This window comes from Actinoplanes sp. NPDC026619 (genome assembly GCF_040638295.1).
Lineage (GTDB): Bacteria > Actinomycetota > Actinomycetes > Mycobacteriales > Micromonosporaceae > Actinoplanes.
This window is the reverse complement of record NZ_JBEZYA010000038.1, coordinates 15,196-31,900: the sequence shown is the minus strand read 5'-3', so window position 1 is coordinate 31,900 and position 16,705 is coordinate 15,196. Positions and strand designations below refer to the sequence as shown.

Annotated in this window: 13 protein-coding genes and 1 pseudogene; 10 read left to right on the top strand and 4 right to left on the bottom strand. The window is 68.8% G+C overall.

From position 1 onward, the window contains the following. Positions 1 to 19 precede the first annotated feature (19 nt). Genes fdh through nrfD form a run of 3 tightly spaced genes read left to right on the top strand, consistent with a single transcriptional unit; the run spans position 20 to position 5,315 of the window. The gene (gene fdh / locus AB0E90_RS45930; RefSeq protein ID WP_360419084.1) at positions 20 to 3,283 is read left to right on the top strand and encodes a formate dehydrogenase; all 3,264 of its coding nucleotides are present in this window, start codon (positions 20 to 22) and stop codon (positions 3,281 to 3,283) included. A 50-nt stretch (positions 3,284 to 3,333) separates the two neighbouring features. Then, a complete protein-coding gene (locus tag AB0E90_RS45925; protein WP_360419082.1) occupies positions 3,334 to 4,272 on the top strand; it encodes a 4Fe-4S dicluster domain-containing protein in 939 nt (312 codons plus the stop codon). Further along, positions 4,269 to 5,315, top strand: coding sequence for an NrfD/PsrC family molybdoenzyme membrane anchor subunit (gene nrfD, locus AB0E90_RS45920; RefSeq protein ID WP_360418986.1), 1,047 nt, complete (start codon positions 4,269 to 4,271; stop codon positions 5,313 to 5,315). Before AB0E90_RS45925 ends, nrfD begins: the two co-directional genes overlap by 4 nt. A 90-nt stretch (positions 5,316 to 5,405) precedes the next feature. Here nrfD and AB0E90_RS45915 read toward each other — a convergent pair whose 3' ends face one another. After that, positions 5,406 to 6,323 carry a serine/threonine-protein kinase gene (locus tag AB0E90_RS45915; RefSeq protein WP_360418984.1) on the bottom strand — a complete coding sequence of 306 codons (918 nt, stop codon included), beginning with the start codon at positions 6,321 to 6,323 and terminating at the stop codon, positions 5,406 to 5,408. A 321-nt stretch (positions 6,324 to 6,644) separates the two neighbouring features. On the opposite strand from AB0E90_RS45915, the gene AB0E90_RS45910 reads away from it, so the two are divergent. Then, positions 6,645 to 8,327, top strand: a complete 1,683-nt coding sequence (locus tag AB0E90_RS45910) for a chloride channel protein (protein WP_360418982.1) — start codon at positions 6,645 to 6,647, stop codon at positions 8,325 to 8,327. Between the two features lie 24 nt (positions 8,328 to 8,351). On the opposite strand, the gene AB0E90_RS45905 is transcribed toward AB0E90_RS45910, so the two are convergent. Further along, entirely contained in the window at positions 8,352 to 8,846 is a 495-nt protein-coding gene (locus AB0E90_RS45905) for a MarR family winged helix-turn-helix transcriptional regulator (protein WP_360418980.1), read from the bottom strand. A 141-nt stretch (positions 8,847 to 8,987) separates the two neighbouring features. On the opposite strand from AB0E90_RS45905, the gene AB0E90_RS45900 reads away from it, so the two are divergent. Continuing rightward, entirely contained in the window at positions 8,988 to 10,055 is a 1,068-nt protein-coding gene (locus tag AB0E90_RS45900; protein WP_360418978.1) for a permease, read from the top strand. A 124-nt stretch (positions 10,056 to 10,179) separates the two neighbouring features. On the opposite strand, the pseudogene AB0E90_RS45895 reads toward AB0E90_RS45900, so the two are convergent. Next, positions 10,180 to 10,749 (bottom strand): annotated as a pseudogene (locus AB0E90_RS45895) (haloacid dehalogenase type II); the annotation flags it as partial. A gap of 265 nt (positions 10,750 to 11,014) precedes the next feature. Between AB0E90_RS45895 and AB0E90_RS45890 the strand changes: the two are divergent. Then, positions 11,015 to 11,527, top strand: a complete 513-nt coding sequence (locus AB0E90_RS45890) for a BON domain-containing protein (protein ID WP_360418976.1) — start codon at positions 11,015 to 11,017, stop codon at positions 11,525 to 11,527. Between the two features lie 94 nt (positions 11,528 to 11,621). On the opposite strand, the gene AB0E90_RS45885 is transcribed toward AB0E90_RS45890, so the two are convergent. Next, entirely contained in the window at positions 11,622 to 13,088 is a 1,467-nt protein-coding gene (locus AB0E90_RS45885; RefSeq protein WP_360418974.1) for a cellulase family glycosylhydrolase, read from the bottom strand. Positions 13,089 to 13,341: 253 nt separating this feature from the next. On the opposite strand from AB0E90_RS45885, the gene AB0E90_RS45880 reads away from it, so the two are divergent. From AB0E90_RS45880 to nhaA, 4 genes are all read left to right on the top strand, one after another. Further along, positions 13,342 to 14,064 (top strand): DUF4142 domain-containing protein, encoded by a 723-nt coding sequence (locus AB0E90_RS45880; protein ID WP_360418971.1) that lies wholly within the window; start codon positions 13,342 to 13,344, stop codon positions 14,062 to 14,064. Positions 14,065 to 14,233: 169 nt separating this feature from the next. Further along, positions 14,234 to 14,773, top strand: a complete 540-nt coding sequence (locus AB0E90_RS45875) for a MarR family transcriptional regulator (RefSeq protein WP_360418969.1) — start codon at positions 14,234 to 14,236, stop codon at positions 14,771 to 14,773. A gap of 38 nt (positions 14,774 to 14,811) precedes the next feature. Next, entirely contained in the window at positions 14,812 to 15,258 is a 447-nt protein-coding gene (locus AB0E90_RS45870; RefSeq protein ID WP_360418967.1) for a response regulator, read from the top strand. A gap of 149 nt (positions 15,259 to 15,407) precedes the next feature. Then, a complete protein-coding gene (nhaA, locus tag AB0E90_RS45865; RefSeq protein ID WP_360418965.1) occupies positions 15,408 to 16,703 on the top strand; it encodes a Na+/H+ antiporter NhaA in 1,296 nt (431 codons plus the stop codon). The last annotated feature ends 2 nt before the right edge of the window (positions 16,704 to 16,705 follow it).

Sequence of the window (16,705 nt, the reverse complement as noted above, 5' to 3'; positions counted from 1 at the left end):
GCGGCAGGCCGCGGCTGCGATGGGCCGGGGAGACCGGTCGGGCCGCGGTGCTGCGGCGCGTTCCCGTGCGACGGATCGGTTGCAACCGCGCACCGAAACCGCCGACCGGGTAGTAGACAGCGTCTGCCCGTACTGCGCGGTTGGTTGCGGACAGCTCGTCTACGTCAAGGACGACAAGGTCGTGCAGATCGAGGGTGATCCCGCCTCGCCCGTCAGCCGCGGCCGGTTGTGCCCCAAGGGTGCGGCTACCAAGCAACTGGTGACCAATCCGCTGCGGGAGACCAAGGTCCGCTATCGCCGTCCGTACGCGACCGATTGGGAGGAACTCGACCTCGACACGGCGATGGACATGATCGCCGACCGGGTGATCGCCACCCGCCGGGACACCTGGACCGACTTCGATGAGCAGGACCGGCGAGTCCGCCGCACGCTGGGCATCGCGATGCTGGGCGGTGCGACGCTGGACAACGAGGAGAACTACCTGATCAAGAAGCTTGGCACAGCATTAGGAGCCGTACAGATCGAGAATCAGGCTCGTATTTGACACTCCTCCACCGTTCCCGGTCTGGGAACCTCTTTCGGTCGCGGCGGCGCGACGACCTTCCAGCAGGATCTGCAGAATGCCGACTGCATCGTCATGCAGGGCTCCAACATGGCCGAGTGCCACCCGGTCGGCTTCCAGTGGGTCATGGAGGCGAAGGCCCGGGGCGCCACGCTGATCCACGTCGACCCCCGGCTGACCCGGACCGGCGCCCTGGCCGACCTGCACGTGCCGATCCGGGCCGGTACGGACATCGCCCTACTAGGTGGCCTGATCAACTATGTGCTCAGCAACGGGCTGGAGTTCCGCGAGTACGTGGTCGCGTACACGAACGCGGCCACGATTCTGTCCGAGGACTTCCGCGACACGGAGGATCTCGACGGCCTGTTCTCCGGCTGGCAGGACGACGAGGGCAGCTACGCCACCGACAGCTGGCAGTACGAGGGCGTCAGCGTCGCCGGCTCGGCCGGTAAGCGGAAGCAGGGCGCCAAAGAGGGTAAGAGCGCCGAGGAGTCCGGTAAGAACCGCTCGCGGGAGCGGCACGTGACCGGGCGCGGACACGAACACGGCAGCCACGGGGCGTCGCTGGAGGATCTGCACCAGATCCGCCGCGACGAGACGCTGCAGGATCCGCGCTGCGTGTTCCAGATCCTCAAGCGGCACTACGGCCGGTACACACCCGAGATGGTCGCCCGGGTCTGCGGCGTCCCGGTGGAGGTATTCGAGCAGATGGCCCGCGCGATCACCGAGAACTCGAACCGGGACCGCACGACGGCCTGGGCGTACTCGGTGGGCTGGACCCAGCACACCGTCGGGGTCCAGTACATTCGGGCCGCGTCGGTGTTGCAGCTGCTGCTGGGCAACATCGGCCGTCCGGGTGGCGGCATCCTTGCCCTTCGCGGACACGCCAGCATTCAGGGCAGCACCGACATCCCGACGCTGTACAACCTGCTGCCGGGCTACCTGCCCATGCCGCACCCGGATTCGCACGGCGACCTCGACCAATACGTCGCCGACGACTCTTCCGACACCGGCTACTGGGGCAACATGCGCTCGTACGCGGTCAGCCTCCTGAAGGCGTACTGGGGGGACGCCGCCACTGCGGAGAACGACTTCTGCTTCGACTACCTGCCCCGGATCACCGGCGACCACAGCACCTACAAGACGGTTCAGGCGCAGCTCGACGGGGTCTGCAAGGGCTATTTCCTCAACGGCCAGAACCCGGCGGTCGGCTCGGCGAACGCCAAGGCGCAGCGGCTCGGCATGGCGAACCTCGACTGGCTCGTCGTCCGGGATTTCTCGCTGATCGAGAGCGCCACCTGGTGGAAGGACGGCCCGGAGATCGAGTCGGGGGAACTGCGGCCGGAGAGCATCGGCACGGAGGTGTTCTTCCTGCCCGCCGCCGCGCACACCGAGAAGGACGGCAGCTTCACCAACACCCAGCGGATGCTGCAGTGGCACCACAAGGCCGTCGAGCCACCCGGCGACGCGCGCAGCGACCTGTGGTTCTGGTTCCATCTCGGCCGCGTCATCCGGCAGAAACTGGCCGGCTCGGCCGGCGCGATGGACCGGCCGATACTGGATCTCACCTGGACCTACTCAACCTCCGGTGAGCACGCCGAGCCGAGCGCCGAAGAGGTGCTGCAGGAGATCAACGGATGGAAGGCCGACGGTACGTGCCTGTCCTCCTACGAGGAGCTCAAGGACGACGGCTCCACCGCCTGCGGCTGTTGGATCTACTGCGGAACGTACGCCGGCGGCGTCAACCAGGCCGCCCGGCGCAAGCCGCACACCGAGCAGAGCTGGGTGGCGCCCGAGTGGGGCTGGGCCTGGCCGGCGAACCGGCGGCTGCTCTACAACCGGGCGTCCGCGGATCCGGACGGCAAACCCTGGAGCGAGCAGAAGGCGTACGTCTGGTGGGATGCCAGCGACGGCAAGTGGACCGGACATGATGTGCCCGACTTCCAGCCGACGAAAGCGCCCGGCTACCGGCCTCCGGACGGCGCCAAGCGGGAGGACGCCCTGTCTGGCATCGACCCGTTCATCATGCAGGCCGACGGCAAGGGCTGGCTCTATGTGCCCGCGGGCCTGTCCGACGGACCGCTGCCGACCCACTACGAGCCGCAGGAGTCGCCGGTGCCCAACCTGCTCTACGGCCAGCGGCAGAACCCGGCCCGGCAGCTCACCAAACGGGCGGTGGACCCGTACCACCCCAGCGGCGACGAGCCGGGCAGCCAGGTCTTCCCGTATGCGCTGACCACGTATCGGCTGACCGAGCACCACACCGCCGGCGGCATGAGCCGGTGGTTGCCGTACCTGTCGGAACTGCAGCCGGAGATGTTCTGCGAGGTGTCGCCGGAACTGGCCGCCGAGGCCGGTCTGGAGCACCTGGGCTGGGCGACGATCGTGACGGCGCGGGGCGCGATCGAGGCACGCGTGCTCGTCACCGACCGGATGGTGCCGATGCGTGTGCACGATCGGCTCGTGCACCATGTCGGACTGCCCTACCACTGGGGCGGGAACGGCATCACCACCGGCGACGGCGCCAACGAGCTGACCCATATGAGCCTCGACCCGAACGTGCACATTCAGGAAGCCAAGGCGCTGACCTGTGACATCCGCCCCGGGCGCCGCCCGCGCGGCCCGGACCGGCTGCAGCTGGTCGAAGAGTACCGCCGCCGGGCGGGCATCACCGAAGAGACCGGCACCGCCCATCGCACGACGAAGGAGGGCTCTCCGTGAGCGACGACCTGATCGAGGACGGGACCGGCTACCCGGACGGACCACCGAGGATGGGCTTCTTCACCGATACCTCGGTCTGCATCGGTTGCAAGGCGTGCGAGGTGGCCTGCAAGGAGTGGAACGTCATCCCGGACGACGGTCTGTCGCTGCTCGGCATGTCCTACGACAACACCGGCATGCTCGGCGCGGACACCTGGCGGCACGTCGCCTTCATCGAGCAGGACAAGCCGCTCGGCCGGCAGAACAACGCCGTCGGCTCCATGCCCACCGCTGCGACCGCCACCCGAGCGAGTGCCGATGCGGTGGCCGGCGGCCTGGGTGACCGGCATGGTGCTGAACTGGGCACCGACACCGGCGGCCGGCATCCGGTCGGATCGGCCGACGCATCCTTGCCGGGCCCGGTCACCGCCGATGGGCGTAAGGAGCTGCGCTGGCTGATGGCCAGCGACGTCTGCAAGCACTGCACCCACGCGGCGTGCCTGGACGTCTGCCCGACCGGGTCGCTGCTGCGCACCGAGTTCGGCACCGTGGTGGTGCAGGAGGACATCTGCAACGGCTGTGGCTACTGCGTGCCGGCCTGCCCGTACGGGGTCATCGACCAGCGCAAGGACGACGGCCGGGTGTGGAAGTGCACTCTGTGCTACGACCGGCTGGGCGCCGGCCAGGAACCGGCGTGTGCGAAGGCATGCCCGACCGACTCCATTCAGTACGGCCCGCTCGACGAGCTACGCGAACGGGCGGCCGAGCGGGTCGATCACCTGCACGACGCCGGTGTGGTCGAGGCACGTCTCTACGGCGCCGACCCGGACAACGGCGTCGGCGGCGCCGGGGCGTTCTTCCTGTTGCTCGACGAGCCCGAGGTCTACGGCTTCCCGCCCGATCCGGTGGTGACCACCCGGGACCTGCCGCGAATGTGGCGGCACACTGCGCTGGCCGCGGCGGGCGTCGCGGCCACGGTGCTGGCGGCTTTTCTGGGCGGCCGGCGATGAGCGCCCCCGAGCAGCACGGTTCCGAAGTGCGCCGGGACGGCGTCCACGGCGCGGCGCCTGGGCGCGACGCACGGATCGGCGCGCGCGGCGGCCGGCGGGCCGGTCGCGGCGGCGAAGTGGTGCCGCCCGCCGAGTTCCGCTCCTACTACGGGCGTTCGATCTTGAAGGCGCCGGTCTGGGAGTCCCGCGACATCGGCGGATACCTTTTCCTCGGTGGCCTGGCCGGGGGCTCGGCGCTGCTGGCGGCGGGCGCGGACCTGACCGGACGGACCCGGATGCGCCGCTCGACACGGCTCGTCGCGGCCGCCGCCACCGGCCTCTCACTCGCTGCCCTCGTCCACGACCTCGGCCGACCCGGCCGTTTCGTGCACATGTTGCGCGTTGTCAAGCCCTCGTCGCCCATGTCGATCGGCACCTGGATCCTCAGCGGCTTCGCCCCGCTCGTCGCCGTCGCCGCCCTCGACGAGGCACGGTCGATCCTCCCGGGTGCGGTCCGCCCCGTGATCACGACTGCGGGACGCCCCGCCGGCCTGGCCGCCACCCTGCTCGCGCCAGCCGTCACCACGTACACCGCGGCGCTGGTCGCGAACACGGCCGTGCCGGTCTGGCACGATGCGCATCGCGAGCTGCCGTACCTTTTCGGCGCCAGTGCGCTGGCCGCCTCCGGCGGACTGGCCGCCGCCATGTCGCCGCTCGCCGAGGCCGGGCCCGCACGGCTCGCCGGCATCGCCGGCGCCCTGTCCGAGCAAGTTCTCGATCAGGCCGTCCACCAGCGTCTCGGTATGGTGGCCGAGCCGCTGTCGCAAGGCCGCGCCGGCCGCTACCTGAAGGCGGCCCGCTGGTCCACCCGAGCCGGCGCCGTTCTGCTCGCCGCGTCGGTGGTGCGCCGCAGCCGCGCCCTCGACATCGCCGGAGGCCTGGCCCTGACCGCCGGCTCGCTGTTCACCCGCCTTGGCTACTTCCACGCCGGCACCACTTCCGCGACCGATCCGCGCTACACGGTGATCCCGCAGCGCACGCGGGTCCAGAGCGACGACGGCTGACACCACCTGACCGCCGCTCCATGCGTACGACAGAGAAGCAACGACGGACGAGCAATTCAAAGGTTGCCGACGGGTTCAGGGCGTCGTTTCCTACCGAGTCTCCGGCACCCGATCGCGCGAAAGAGCCCACGGGGTGAGCCGAGCCGTCAGCGTTTCGAGATTTCGGCGGACGGTCGCCTGGCGGAGGTGGGGCCGGCCATTGACGACATCGGTCAGCAGTCGGGCCACCTGATGCGCCGATGGTCGTTTCTTCGGCGAGCGGTCGAGGCAGGTGCGATGGATCCGGATAAGGGCTTCGGGGACCTTCGTGACGTCGGGCAGCTGGGGGACGGGCTTGCAGGCACGTGCGGTCAGCACCTGGTAGGCGCCTTTGCCCGGCCACGGTTGCCGTCCGGTCAAGCAGGCGTGCAACACCAGGCCGAGGGCGTACATGTCGGAGGCCGGGGTGGCTGGTTGGCCGTGCATCTGCTCCGGGGCCAGATATGCGGGTGTGCCCCAGACACGACCGTAGGGGTCTGCCGGGCGTTGCCCCGACCTGGCCGACACCCCGAAGTCGAGAATCTTGACCTTCCCGGGAGACATCATGATGTTCGACGGCTTCACGTCGCAGTGGACCAGTTCCTTGTGATGGGCAGCGGTCAGCCCCGCGGCCACACCGGCGCAGATCTCGGCGGCCTCGCGCCATTCCATCGGGCCGTGCTCGGCCAGGTGCGCGGCGACGGTCGTGCCGGCGACTAGCTCCATGACCAGGAACGGCTGTAGTACGCCCTGCCACTCCGCCTCGCCGTAGTCGAAGAGCCGGGCGATGTTGGGATGGCTGAGGCTCGCGGCCGCGACCGCTTCATGGCGTACGGCCTTGCGGAAGGCCGTGTCCGTCGCCCGGTCCGGTGTGGGTGTCTTGACAGCCACCGGTCGCCTCAACACTTCGTCGTCCGCCTGGTGCACTGTCGCCATGCCACCACGCGCGATCAGCTGATCCAGGCGATACCGTCCGGCGAGCAGCGTCATATTGCTTCGCCCTTTCATCTCGGTGTCGCCCCTGTCATTCGGGAGCCGGACGCAGCGCTGCCACGTCCGCTTCAACGATCGTTCACCGATGATGCTGCGTCCGGCCTGCAATTGGATGACGGCTCTACGACAAGGTCGTCGGCGTGCCGGTGCTTCAGCCTCTGTCGTTTGCCCCACCGGGCCCATCATGGTGACCTTCTTTGGTGGACGGCGGATTCTCCGTCGGTCTCGGGTGCCGATGCCGATGCCGGCAAAATCGGAGCATAGTGCAATGATTGTTTGATGCAACGTCGGATTTGGGGCTGGCTGCACGGAAGCGGCGTGGGCCTTCAGGTGCTTGCGGTCGGCATCGGCCTCGGGGCAGGGCTCGGCGCAGCGGCGTTCCGCACGCTGCTTGAGGCGGCGACGCAGATCTTCAGCGGCCACGCCGACTATGCGGCGGTCGCCGGGGCGGCAAATTCGCATTTGCCGTGGCTGGGTCGTTGGTTCGTGCTGTTCACCCCGGTAGTCGCCGGGCTGGTCTACGGCCCGCTGGTTTACGCCTTCGCCCGTGAGGCTCGCGGCCACGGTGTCCCCGAGGTGATGTACGCCGTGGCCGAAAGTGGTGGCCGGATCCGTCCGCGGGTCGCCGTGGTCAAGGCCTTGGCCAGCGCGTTGTGCATCGGCGGCGGCGGGTCGGTAGGGCGCGAGGGGCCGATCGTCCAGATCGGCTCCGCGCTCGGTTCGGCGCTCGGGCAGGTGCTCCGGCTTCCCGAGTCGCGCCTGCGGCTATTGGTCGGCTGCGGCGCTGCTGGAGGCATCGCCGCAACCTTCAATACCCCGATCGCCGGCGTGTTCTTCGCGCTGGAGCTGATACTCGCGGACTTCGCCATCGAGTCCTTCGCCGCGGTAGTACTGGCCGCGGTGGCAGCCTCGGCGTTGAGCCGGGCGGCGTTCGGTGACCATCCGTTCCTTTCGCTGCCAGGCTTCGACGTCACCTCTGCCTGGCAATATCTGGCCTTCGCCGCCCTTGGACTAATCGCCGGTGGCTTGGGTGTGCTGTGGTCGCGGACGCTCTATCTCATCGAGGATGTCTGCGATCGGTTGTGGCGCGGTCCGGAATGGCTGAGGCCGGCTGTCGGCGGGCTTCTCGTCGGCGGTGTCCTACTGGCGCTGCCCCAGATGTACGGTGTCGGCTATCCCGTGCTCGGCCGGGCAGTTGACGGCGGGTACGCGGTCGGCTTTGTGCTGCTGTTGCTGGCCGGGAAGATCCTCGCGACGGGTCTGACAATCGGCGTCGGCGGCTCGGGTGGGGTGTTTGCTCCGTCGCTGTTCATCGGCGCGATGCTCGGCGAAGCCTTCGGCCTCGCACTGCGGATGGTGGACCCGGCGATGGCGCCGTCGCCCGGCGCCTATGCGCTGGTCGGCATGGGTGCGGTGTTCGCGGGCGCGGCACGGACGCCGATCACCGCGGTGCTGATCATGTTCGAGCTGACCGGCGAGTACCAGATCATCCTTCCCCTGATGCTGGCGATCGCCCTGGCGGCCGGGATCTCCAAGCTGATCAGCCCGGACACTATCTATACCCGCAAGCTCCTGCGGCGCGGGATCGACCTGCACGCGCCGGAGCGTGCGCTCGCCCGCCTGCCGGTGGCCATCGCCGTCGAGCCACTCCCGGAGCCGCTTTCACCGAACGCCTCGCTCACCGAACTGACGGCGAGATTCGCCATCGAGCCCGGCATGGCGTTGCCCGTCGTCGGCATCGGTGGCGAGTGGTGGGGTGTCGTGCCGGCAGTGGAGGTGGAGCGTGCCGTTCAGGACGGCGCGGAGGGGATCACCGCGGCCGACCTCGCCCATGCTGTACCGGTGCTGACCGGTGAGGAGTCGCTGGCGCAGGCATTGTCGGAGTTGACCCGCAACGGTGGGGCCGGGCTTCCGGTCGCAGGGTCCGGCACGCTGGTGTCCGGCTGGCTGACCCATCACGGTCTGTTGCGGGCGGCCGCTGGGCTCAGGAGTGCGGTGTGAGCAGAGCATTGCCGGCCGACGAGGTCAGGCGGTCACATCGTCGTCTGCCGCGAAGCCGAGCCACCACTCCTGTTCGGCGGCCTCCCCGGCTGCCTCTGCGAAGGCGCTCAGGGCGGCGGTGACGGCCGGTGTCCAATGTCCAGCGGTCGCTCCCACGATGGCAGCCAACTCGTCCCGTCGCCGACTGACCACCTCGTCGACCAGAGTCCGGCCGCCGGCCGTCAGGCGCAGCCGCACAACTCGCCGGTCGCTCGTCGTGCGGGTACGCCGGACGAACCCCTTGCGGACCAGGCGCTCGCACATCCTTGTCCCAGTTGACGGCGTCACATTCAGCTCCGCCGAGATGTCGGCGGCTCTCTGCGGGCCGCGCGTCGCCAATACCATCATCGCGCGAAACTGCGGCAGGGTGACGTCTTCGTCCATCGTGGCGAGGGAGCGTGCCGTGATGCCCACGAAGGCGCGGCTCGCTGCCATCAAGGCGGCGACGGTGCGCTGCGGATCGTCCTGGCTTGCTTGCATAGGGACATTGTTGTGCATGACGCCGACCCCAATGGCATCGGACTCGCCGCATCCGGACACGCGGCGACGGCCGGTGGACCCAGCGTTTGGCGACGCCGGTCGGGGGTACGGCGGCCACCCGGCGACTTCATAGGAGGAGACGTGACGCAGGCGACTGAGCCGGATGGACCGGCCGAGCCGACTGGGACCCGCCTCATGGTCGGTGTGTTCGCCGCTGCGGCGATCGCGGTGACTCTGCTGACGTGGTCGAAGTGGATGCCGTACGCGGCGAAGGTCCCCGGTCTCGCGGCGGGGCACGGGTGGACCGGATCGAGCATCCTGCAAGTGGGCGACGTGCGGCCGGGGGACGCGCCCTCGTGGTCTGCCGCGACGAGCTTCACCGCGGCCTACGCCCACGCGGTGTGGCGTGCGCTACTGGCCGCACTCCTGATCAGCGCCGCGTTACAGACGCTGGTACCCCGGGCATGGTTTCTGCGGTTACTGAACCGACCTGGCCGGCTGCGTGCTGCACTCGCCGGTGGGCTGGCCGCCAGGCCGTCGATGATGTGCACGTGCTGCACGGCTCCGGTCGCCGTCGGGTTGAAGCGGCGCGGTGGGTCCACCGCCGCCGTCGTCGCGTACTGGTTGGGCAATCCGTTGCTGAATCCGGCCGTGCTGGTGTTTCTGATGCTGGTGGCGCCCTGGCAGTGGACCGTTACTCGGATGGTGGTCGGAACCCTGCTCGTGGTGGGCGGCTCCGCTTTGGTCGCGTGGCTGGCGGACGGGCGGACACCGCCACCTTCGCCGCCGGCTGTGCCGGCCGGCCCGCCGCCCTCGTTCGGACGCTATCTGCGGGTTCTGATCCGGATGTCGGCGATTCTGCTGCCGGAATATCTTGTCGTGGTGATGCTGGTCGGCGCGTTCCGCGGATGGTTGTTTCCGCTGCATGCGGGCGGCTCGGGCCTTCTGGTGCTGCTCGTGGCGGCGGTGGTCGGCACCGCACTGGTCATCCCGACGGCCGGCGAGATTCCGATCGCGCAGGGACTGGCACTGGCCGGGCTGTCCCTCGGTACGGTGGGGGCTTTGCTGATTACCCTGCCGGCCGTCAGCTTGCCGGGTGTCGTCATGGTCGGGCGCGCCTTCGGGTGGCGGGTTACGGCGGCCACGACCGCTGTGGTGGCGGTTGGGGGAGTGCTCGGCGCCGCTGTGCTGCTGGTGCTGACGGCCTGATCGCCTGGACCCGGCCGGGCGGCAGTTACCGGGAAGCCAGGATCTGATCGACGACTTCGGTCAGGGACCGGCCGATGATGTCCGGCTGGGCGCCGAGCGGGCTGGGGACGACACCGGGCCGTCTCACCAGGGCGGCCCGGCAACCGGCGGCCAGGGCGCCGGAGACGTCCCAGGCGTGCGCTGCCACCAGACGTACGTCGGAGATGTCGACCCCGAATCGCTCCGCGACGGCCAGGTAGGGCTCGGGTGCCGGCTTCAGTCGGCGCACCGAGTCGGCTGAAATGACCGCATCGAAATACTCGCGCAGACCGGCGTGCGCGAGTTGGGCGTCGGCCACCGCCTGCACCGAGTTGGTGAGGGCCGTGAGCGCCAGGGCAGATCCCTGCAGCCGGCTGAGGGCAGCGGGCACTTCGGCGTGCGGCCGCAGGGTGGTCATCGTGTTGACGATCACGGCGGCCTGCGTGTTGCTCAGCGAGGTGCCCGTGCGGTCGGCGAGCATCCGCAGGGCGGCGTGCTGAGCGGTGGTGAAGTCGACGTACTCACCGGTGAGGCCGCCCACGAAGGACAGCTGAAGCATCTGAGCGAACCACTGCGGCCGCAAGGCCGGGTCGCCGAATATCTCCCGGAACGGCTCGTCAAGTGCGCGCAGGTCGAGCAGGGTCTCGTTGACGTCGAATGCGATGACAGTCACCATGTCAGGCCCTTCTTCAGTAAGGTCACCACCATTTTCCTCCATCTCTGTGCGCTGCTAAGAGAGCCTGGTCGGGCGGCCACATCATGACGGCGCCGTTCGCCGGCTACGAGCTCGGGACGCCGACTGTCACGTAACCGTCATGGAGTCGGGCAGGTGCCGCCACATCGCGCCGCGATGGTGGGTCGTGGTAGCAAAACCCGACCACGAGGAGTGAGCCGATGCCGGACGCTGCTATCCCGGAGACGTCGGCCCGGACGGTGCCGGCGTGATCGAGCTGATCGAGCACCAGGGCACGGCGTTGGTATGCATCCGCGGCGAAATCAACGCCAGGAGGGCCCCGAGCCGTGTTTTCCGATCTTCGACGACTGCCCGTCCGCCTGGACCTGGATGCGCAGCGGCGCCGGCCTCGCTGTGTCGGGCGCAAGGAGCTGAATCGATGTCTCCGTTCTCGGGCTATCCCGACGACTGGCAGGACCCGAGCCGACCGCGCGGATCCGGTGATCGCGAGGATGAAGAGGCGGAGGAGTGGGATAGCGACGCCGGGCTGGACACCAATTCGTGGATCGCGGATCGGACCGTGATGACGTTGCGGGCTGATTCGCGTATCCACGGCCGTTACGTGCAGATCCTCGTCCAGAACCGTGTGGTCATCCTGCTCGGCGAGGTCGGCTCGGCCGGCGCCAGGGTTGCCGCAAGCCAGGCTGCCTGGACCGTCCCCGGCGTGTATGACGTCTGTAATCGTCTTGCTGTCATGGGTGGACCGCCTGCCGACGGCTGAGGCGGGTACCCGGTGCGCCGAAATCTATTTGGCCGACGTCCGATCTCCGTCAAGGCTCTGACCAATTCGTAGAGCCGGCTGTGAACGGCGGAGGTTAGGAGACGGCTACGTCGTCGAAGTAGATCGTGCCGGTGTTGTCGCCGGATTTGAGATGCAGTTGGACGCTGGCGGCTCGGGCCGGGGCGGTGGTTTCGACGACGAGTTTGGTCCAGCCGGTGTTGCCTGTGGGCAGTCGGTTGGAGGTGCTTTGGCTGATCCATTTGCCGGTGGCGTCGAACCAGCTCAGGGCGATCTCGGTGGTGCCGGTGGCGTTGATGCCGTGAGCGTACGCCTCGGCTCGCCATCGGTAGCCGGGTTGTACGGGGGTGATGGGGGAGGTGACCAGCGACGGCAGCCCGGCGCTGGTGCGGCTGGTGCTGGTGAATCGGGCCGAGTACTTGCCGGTGCGTGCCATGCCGGTGGTGATCACGGCGGCGCCGGCTTGGGGAAGGTTCTGCCGCCACGGCGAGTCGGCTGCGCCGGCTTCGAAACCGAGGTTCAGCACGCTGTTGGGTGTCGCGCCGGTGGTCCAGGCGGTACGGACGACGGCGGCGGCTGGTTTCGCGGTGCCGTCGAGCCGGTAGAGGCCGTATTTGTACTGGGCGGGGCTGGCGGCGACCGCGGAGTGGCCGGGGATGGCGTTGTCGGCGAAGTCGTTGAGGGTCCACGGCGCGACCGAGGCGACGCCGGCCTCCTTGGCGGCGCGGAACACGCGGGCCAGGTAGGCGGCCTGCTCGCCCTCGCTGCTGTTGGCGCTGCTCAGACCGGTTTCGCCGATGACGACCGGGGCCGGTGCGGCGGCGGCCTGCGCCTTGCGGATCTCGGCCAGGGCGGCTTCGGAAGCGCCGTAGAAGTGCAGGTCGTAGTAGTCCAAGGGGGTGCTCGCCAGGTTGCTCTTGATCTTCGCGATCCCGGCCGAGCTGGTCTGCCCGTCGACCGACAGAGTGAGCGGCATGGTGGGCACGGCGGATCGGATTGCGGGAATGACCTTGCGGGCCCAGGCGACAGCAGCGGCGTCGTCGGGCTGGAATTCGTTCTTGATGCCGACGGCGATGACGCGGCTGTCGTTGGCGTACGGCGCGAGGATGGTCTTGGCCCAGCTGATGCTGCCGGCGGTGTCGCTGTAGCCGTCCCACCAGTCGAAGAGGGTGAGTTTGACGGTGAGGCCGTGCGTATCGGCCATGGTGATGAACGTGCGCAGCCGTTCGGTGTAGGTGCTCTTCGGCTGGGGGTAGCCGAAGGTTTGCGGGAAGACGATGACCCGCACGTTGTTAGCGCCCAGGGTGGCGGCCTTGGCCAGGTCGGCGTTGATGCGGGCGGTGTTGAACTCGGTCCACATCGTCGACCAGGCGGCGTCCGACGGGTAGTAGTTGATCGATTTTGCGACCGGGGTGGCGGTCAGCCGGCTTGCCATCGTGGGCGTGGTGGCGGCGGCTTCAGCTGGGGCCGAGGACATCGGCGACGCCATGCTCAGCGCGAGTGCGGAAGCCAGAACTGCGGCGCGGACACGGGTGCTGTTCATGGAGATGACGGGGGCCTCTCAGTACAGGTCGTTTCGGATTGGCCTCCCATTCGGTTTCATGGCCTGCCGTGGGCAGGGATCGGTGCAGGGCAAAGGTGTTGCTAGTCGGGTGCTGAACTGCTCACCGGCGCGATCGTCGCCCCGGACTTTCGGAGGCACCCGGTCGTCAGCCCAAAATTACGTGCACTGGTGAACTCTTCTCGGCTCGCAGCCGTACTGATCAACGTCGGTGCCGCGTTTTCCGGAGGTTGTCATGTTCCGTACGCCCGAAGTGTGCCGTCGCGGCGGCATCGCCGTCGCCGTCGCGATTGCCGTCCTCGCTCTGGCGCCGGCGCCGGCCCGGGCGGAGGGTGGTGTGCCGACCCAGCTGAACGCGGCCGACATGACCCTGCTCAACGGTGTGCGCACCGCCGGGCTGTGGGAGATGCCGGCCGGGCAGATGGCCGCGCAGAAGGGCAGCACCGCGAAGGTGCGGCAGGTCGGTCAGATGATCGCCGACCAGCATGTGCAGCTCGACGAGCTGGTCGTGGCCGCGGCTAACAAGCTTGGCGCCACGATCCCGTCCACGCCGACCGCGCAGCAGCAGGGCTGGCTCAACGAGATGCAGAACGCCAAAGGCGGGCAGTTCGACCAGACGTTCGTCACCCGGCTGCGGGCCGCGCACGGCAAGATCTTCCCGATCATCGGGGCAGTACGGTCCGGCACCCGCAACCCGGTCGTTCGTGAGCTGGCCGACCAGGCCAACACGTTCGTGATGAACCATATGAAGATGCTGGAGAGCACCGGCCTGGTGCAGTACGAGCGGCTGCCGCCGGCGGCGATGCCGCCCGCTGAGGACCTCTCGGCGATGGGTATCGCCACCGCGAATGCCAGCCTGACGCCGCCGGTCAGCCCCTTGGTTCTCTGGATGATGCTGATCGGCGCCCTGGGGATCGCGGCCCTCACCGTCGTCCGGCTCAGGCGACCCCGGTCCTGACGTGACCACGATGTCCGCCCGGGATGCCCGCATCGGTGCACGCTCGGGCGGACGTGGAGGGAGGGCTCGTGGTGCGCCTTGAATGCTCGATTCTGGTCGTGCCGGTCGGACTGCGATCGTGTGACGGCTTCATGACGATGATCGCCGCTCGCCGTGTCACAGTGGGCGCGTGATTTCGCAGACGACGCTCACGGTGGACGAGAACGAGGTGGTCGGCGGTTTGCTGGCGTTGAGCCGGGTCTTCGTCGGCCTGGCCGCCCGCTCGCTGGCGGATCTCGACGAAGAGGTGACGCTGCCGCAGTTCCGTACCCTGGTCGTGCTGGTCTCGCGCGGGCCGCAGCGCATCGTGGACCTGGCCGACGAGCTCGGTGTCACCTCCTCGACGGCCACCCGCATGTGCAACCGGCTGGTCCGCAAAGGGCTGGCGGCGCGGCAGGAGCGCGCGGACGACCGCCGGGCCGCGTGGGTCACCCTGACCCCGGCCGGCCGTGATCTTGTCGGCGGGGTGATGAGTCGCCGCCGCAACATGATCGCTGCGCTGGTCGGTGACCTGTCACTCACCCGCCCACTGGCGTTCGCCGCAATGCTCAACGCGCTCGTCGAAGCGGCCGGGGAGGCGTCCGACGCCGAATGGCGGCGCCGATGGGCGCAACTGACTGACGAGGCAAGCCCGGGATCTCAGGATGCGCTGTCTCCCTATGATGGCTGACTACGTGTAGCAGTGCACTTTTTCCGGTGGAGGGGTCGATGACGGATCACGCTCGGCCCGTGGAGATCCTGCTCGTGCAGGACGACTCCACGGACGAGATTCTCGTGCGTGAGGACTTCGCGATGCACAAGGTAGCCAACCGGGTTTCCGCCGTGCGGGATGTGTCGTCGGCCATGGCGTGTCTGCACGGAGCCGCGCCGTACACCGAGGCACTGACGCCCGACCTCGTGCTGCTCGACCTCAACCTGCCGTGGCCGGGCGGCGGCGTGTTCCTCGAGCATCTGCGCTCCCGCAGCGCGACCGCCGACATCCCGGTGATTCTGCTGGTCGACTCGATCGCGGCCGAGGAGATTGTGCGCCGGATGGACCTGCCGGTTCAGGGATACGCGCCCAAGCCGGTCGACTTCGCCTGTCTGGTCTCCGCAGTGTGCGCCGTCGCCGGCCTCGGCTTCGAGATACGCAGACCAGCGCGGTACCTGTCATGAGACCGTCATGTCCCCGCAGGACCGTTGCCGACAAAACCGGCTGAATCGACAGCCGCCGCCTTACCGCCGGATGACCTGTAGGGTTAGTTGCGGTGCGCCGGGAAGTCTGGTCGGCAATTGGCTGATCCGACCCCGAAAGCTGGTTGCCCGTGAGTAAAGCGCCTCGTTCGATCCCTCGTGTCCTCAGCCCTGGTTCCTGGCGCGAGGCGCGCCGTATCGCCGATGTGCTGCGCAAGGAGACGATCGGTGGGGCGCTGTTGCTGGCCGGCACGCTCGTCGCGCTGATCTGGGCGAACTCAGTCTGGTCCGGTCGCTACGACGCGATGATCGGCCTCAGGGTCGGCCCGTCCGCGCTGCATCTGGACCTGTCGCTGGCGACCTGGGCGGCCGATGGGCTGCTGGCGATCTTTTTCTTCGTCGCCGGGCTGGAGCTCAAACGCGAATTCGTCGCCGGCGACCTGCGCGACCCGCGCCGGGCCGCGGTGCCGGTCGCGGCAGCAGTAGGGGGCGTGGTCGTTCCGGCGTTGGTGTATGTGCTGATGAACACGGGTGGCGCGGTCAAGGGCTGGGCGATCCCGACGGCGACCGATATCGCCTTCGCGCTGGCGGTGCTGGCCGTCGTCGGCCGGTCCCTGCCGACGGCGATGCGCACCTTCCTGCTGACCCTTGCGGTCGTCGACGACCTGCTCGCGATCGTGATCATCGCGATTTTCTACACGGCCCACCTGTTGGTGCTGCCGCTGTTGGCCGCCCTCGTCCCGCTGGCGCTTTTCACCCTGCTGGTGCAGCGGCGGGTGCGGTCCTGGTGGCTGCTGTTGCCGCTGGCGTTCGCGGTGTGGGCGCTGGTGCACGCCTCCGGGGTGCACGCGACCGTTGCCGGGGTTCTGCTCGGCTTCGCGGTCCCCGTCCTGCGCTCGCAGCGGGCCGGCGGCCCCGAGGCCGGACCGGGCCTGGCCGAGCACTTCGAGCACCGGTTCCGGCCGATCTCGGCCGGCGTCGCCGTGCCGATTTTCGCGCTGATGTCCGCGGGCGTCACGATCGGCGGCCTCGACGGTCTCGGCTCGGCGCTCACCGACCCGATCGCGCTCGGCATCATGGCCGGGCTGATCGTCGGCAAACCGATCGGGATCCTGCTCGCGACGTGGCTGACTGCCCGTTTCACCCGGGCGACGATCGACTCCGGCCTGTCCTGGATCGACATGGCCGGGCTGGCTGTGCTGGCCGGGATCGGCTTCACCGTCTCGTTGCTCATCGGCGAGCTGGCCTTCGGCGTCGGTGGCGAGCGCGACGACCACGTGAAGGTGGCCGTCCTGCTCGGCTCGCTGATCGCCGCGGTGCTGGCGACCGGTGTCCTGCGCGCCCGTAACCGGGTGTACCGGCGGATCCGGGAAGCCGAGCAGATCGACCGCAACCGCGACGACATCCCCGACATCTACCAGCGCTGACC

What these genes read in the sequence shown, in the direction of transcription:
- AB0E90_RS45905 (WP_360418980.1), bottom strand. Translation starts at nt 8,846, where the DNA reads ATGCAAGCAAGCCAGGACGATCCGCAGCGCACCGTCGCCGCCTTGATG.
- AB0E90_RS45925 (WP_360419082.1), top strand. Translation starts at nt 3,334, where the DNA reads ATGGGCTTCTTCACCGATACCTCGGTCTGCATCGGTTGCAAGGCGTGC.
- AB0E90_RS45880 (WP_360418971.1), top strand. Translation starts at nt 13,342, where the DNA reads ATGTTCCGTACGCCCGAAGTGTGCCGTCGCGGCGGCATCGCCGTCGCC.
- nrfD (WP_360418986.1), top strand. Translation starts at nt 4,269, where the DNA reads ATGAGCGCCCCCGAGCAGCACGGTTCCGAAGTGCGCCGGGACGGCGTC.
- AB0E90_RS45885 (WP_360418974.1), bottom strand. Translation starts at nt 13,088, where the DNA reads ATGAACAGCACCCGTGTCCGCGCCGCAGTTCTGGCTTCCGCACTCGCG.
- AB0E90_RS45870 (WP_360418967.1), top strand. Translation starts at nt 14,812, where the DNA reads ATGACGGATCACGCTCGGCCCGTGGAGATCCTGCTCGTGCAGGACGAC.
- AB0E90_RS45915 (WP_360418984.1), bottom strand. Translation starts at nt 6,323, where the DNA reads ATGACGCTGCTCGCCGGACGGTATCGCCTGGATCAGCTGATCGCGCGT.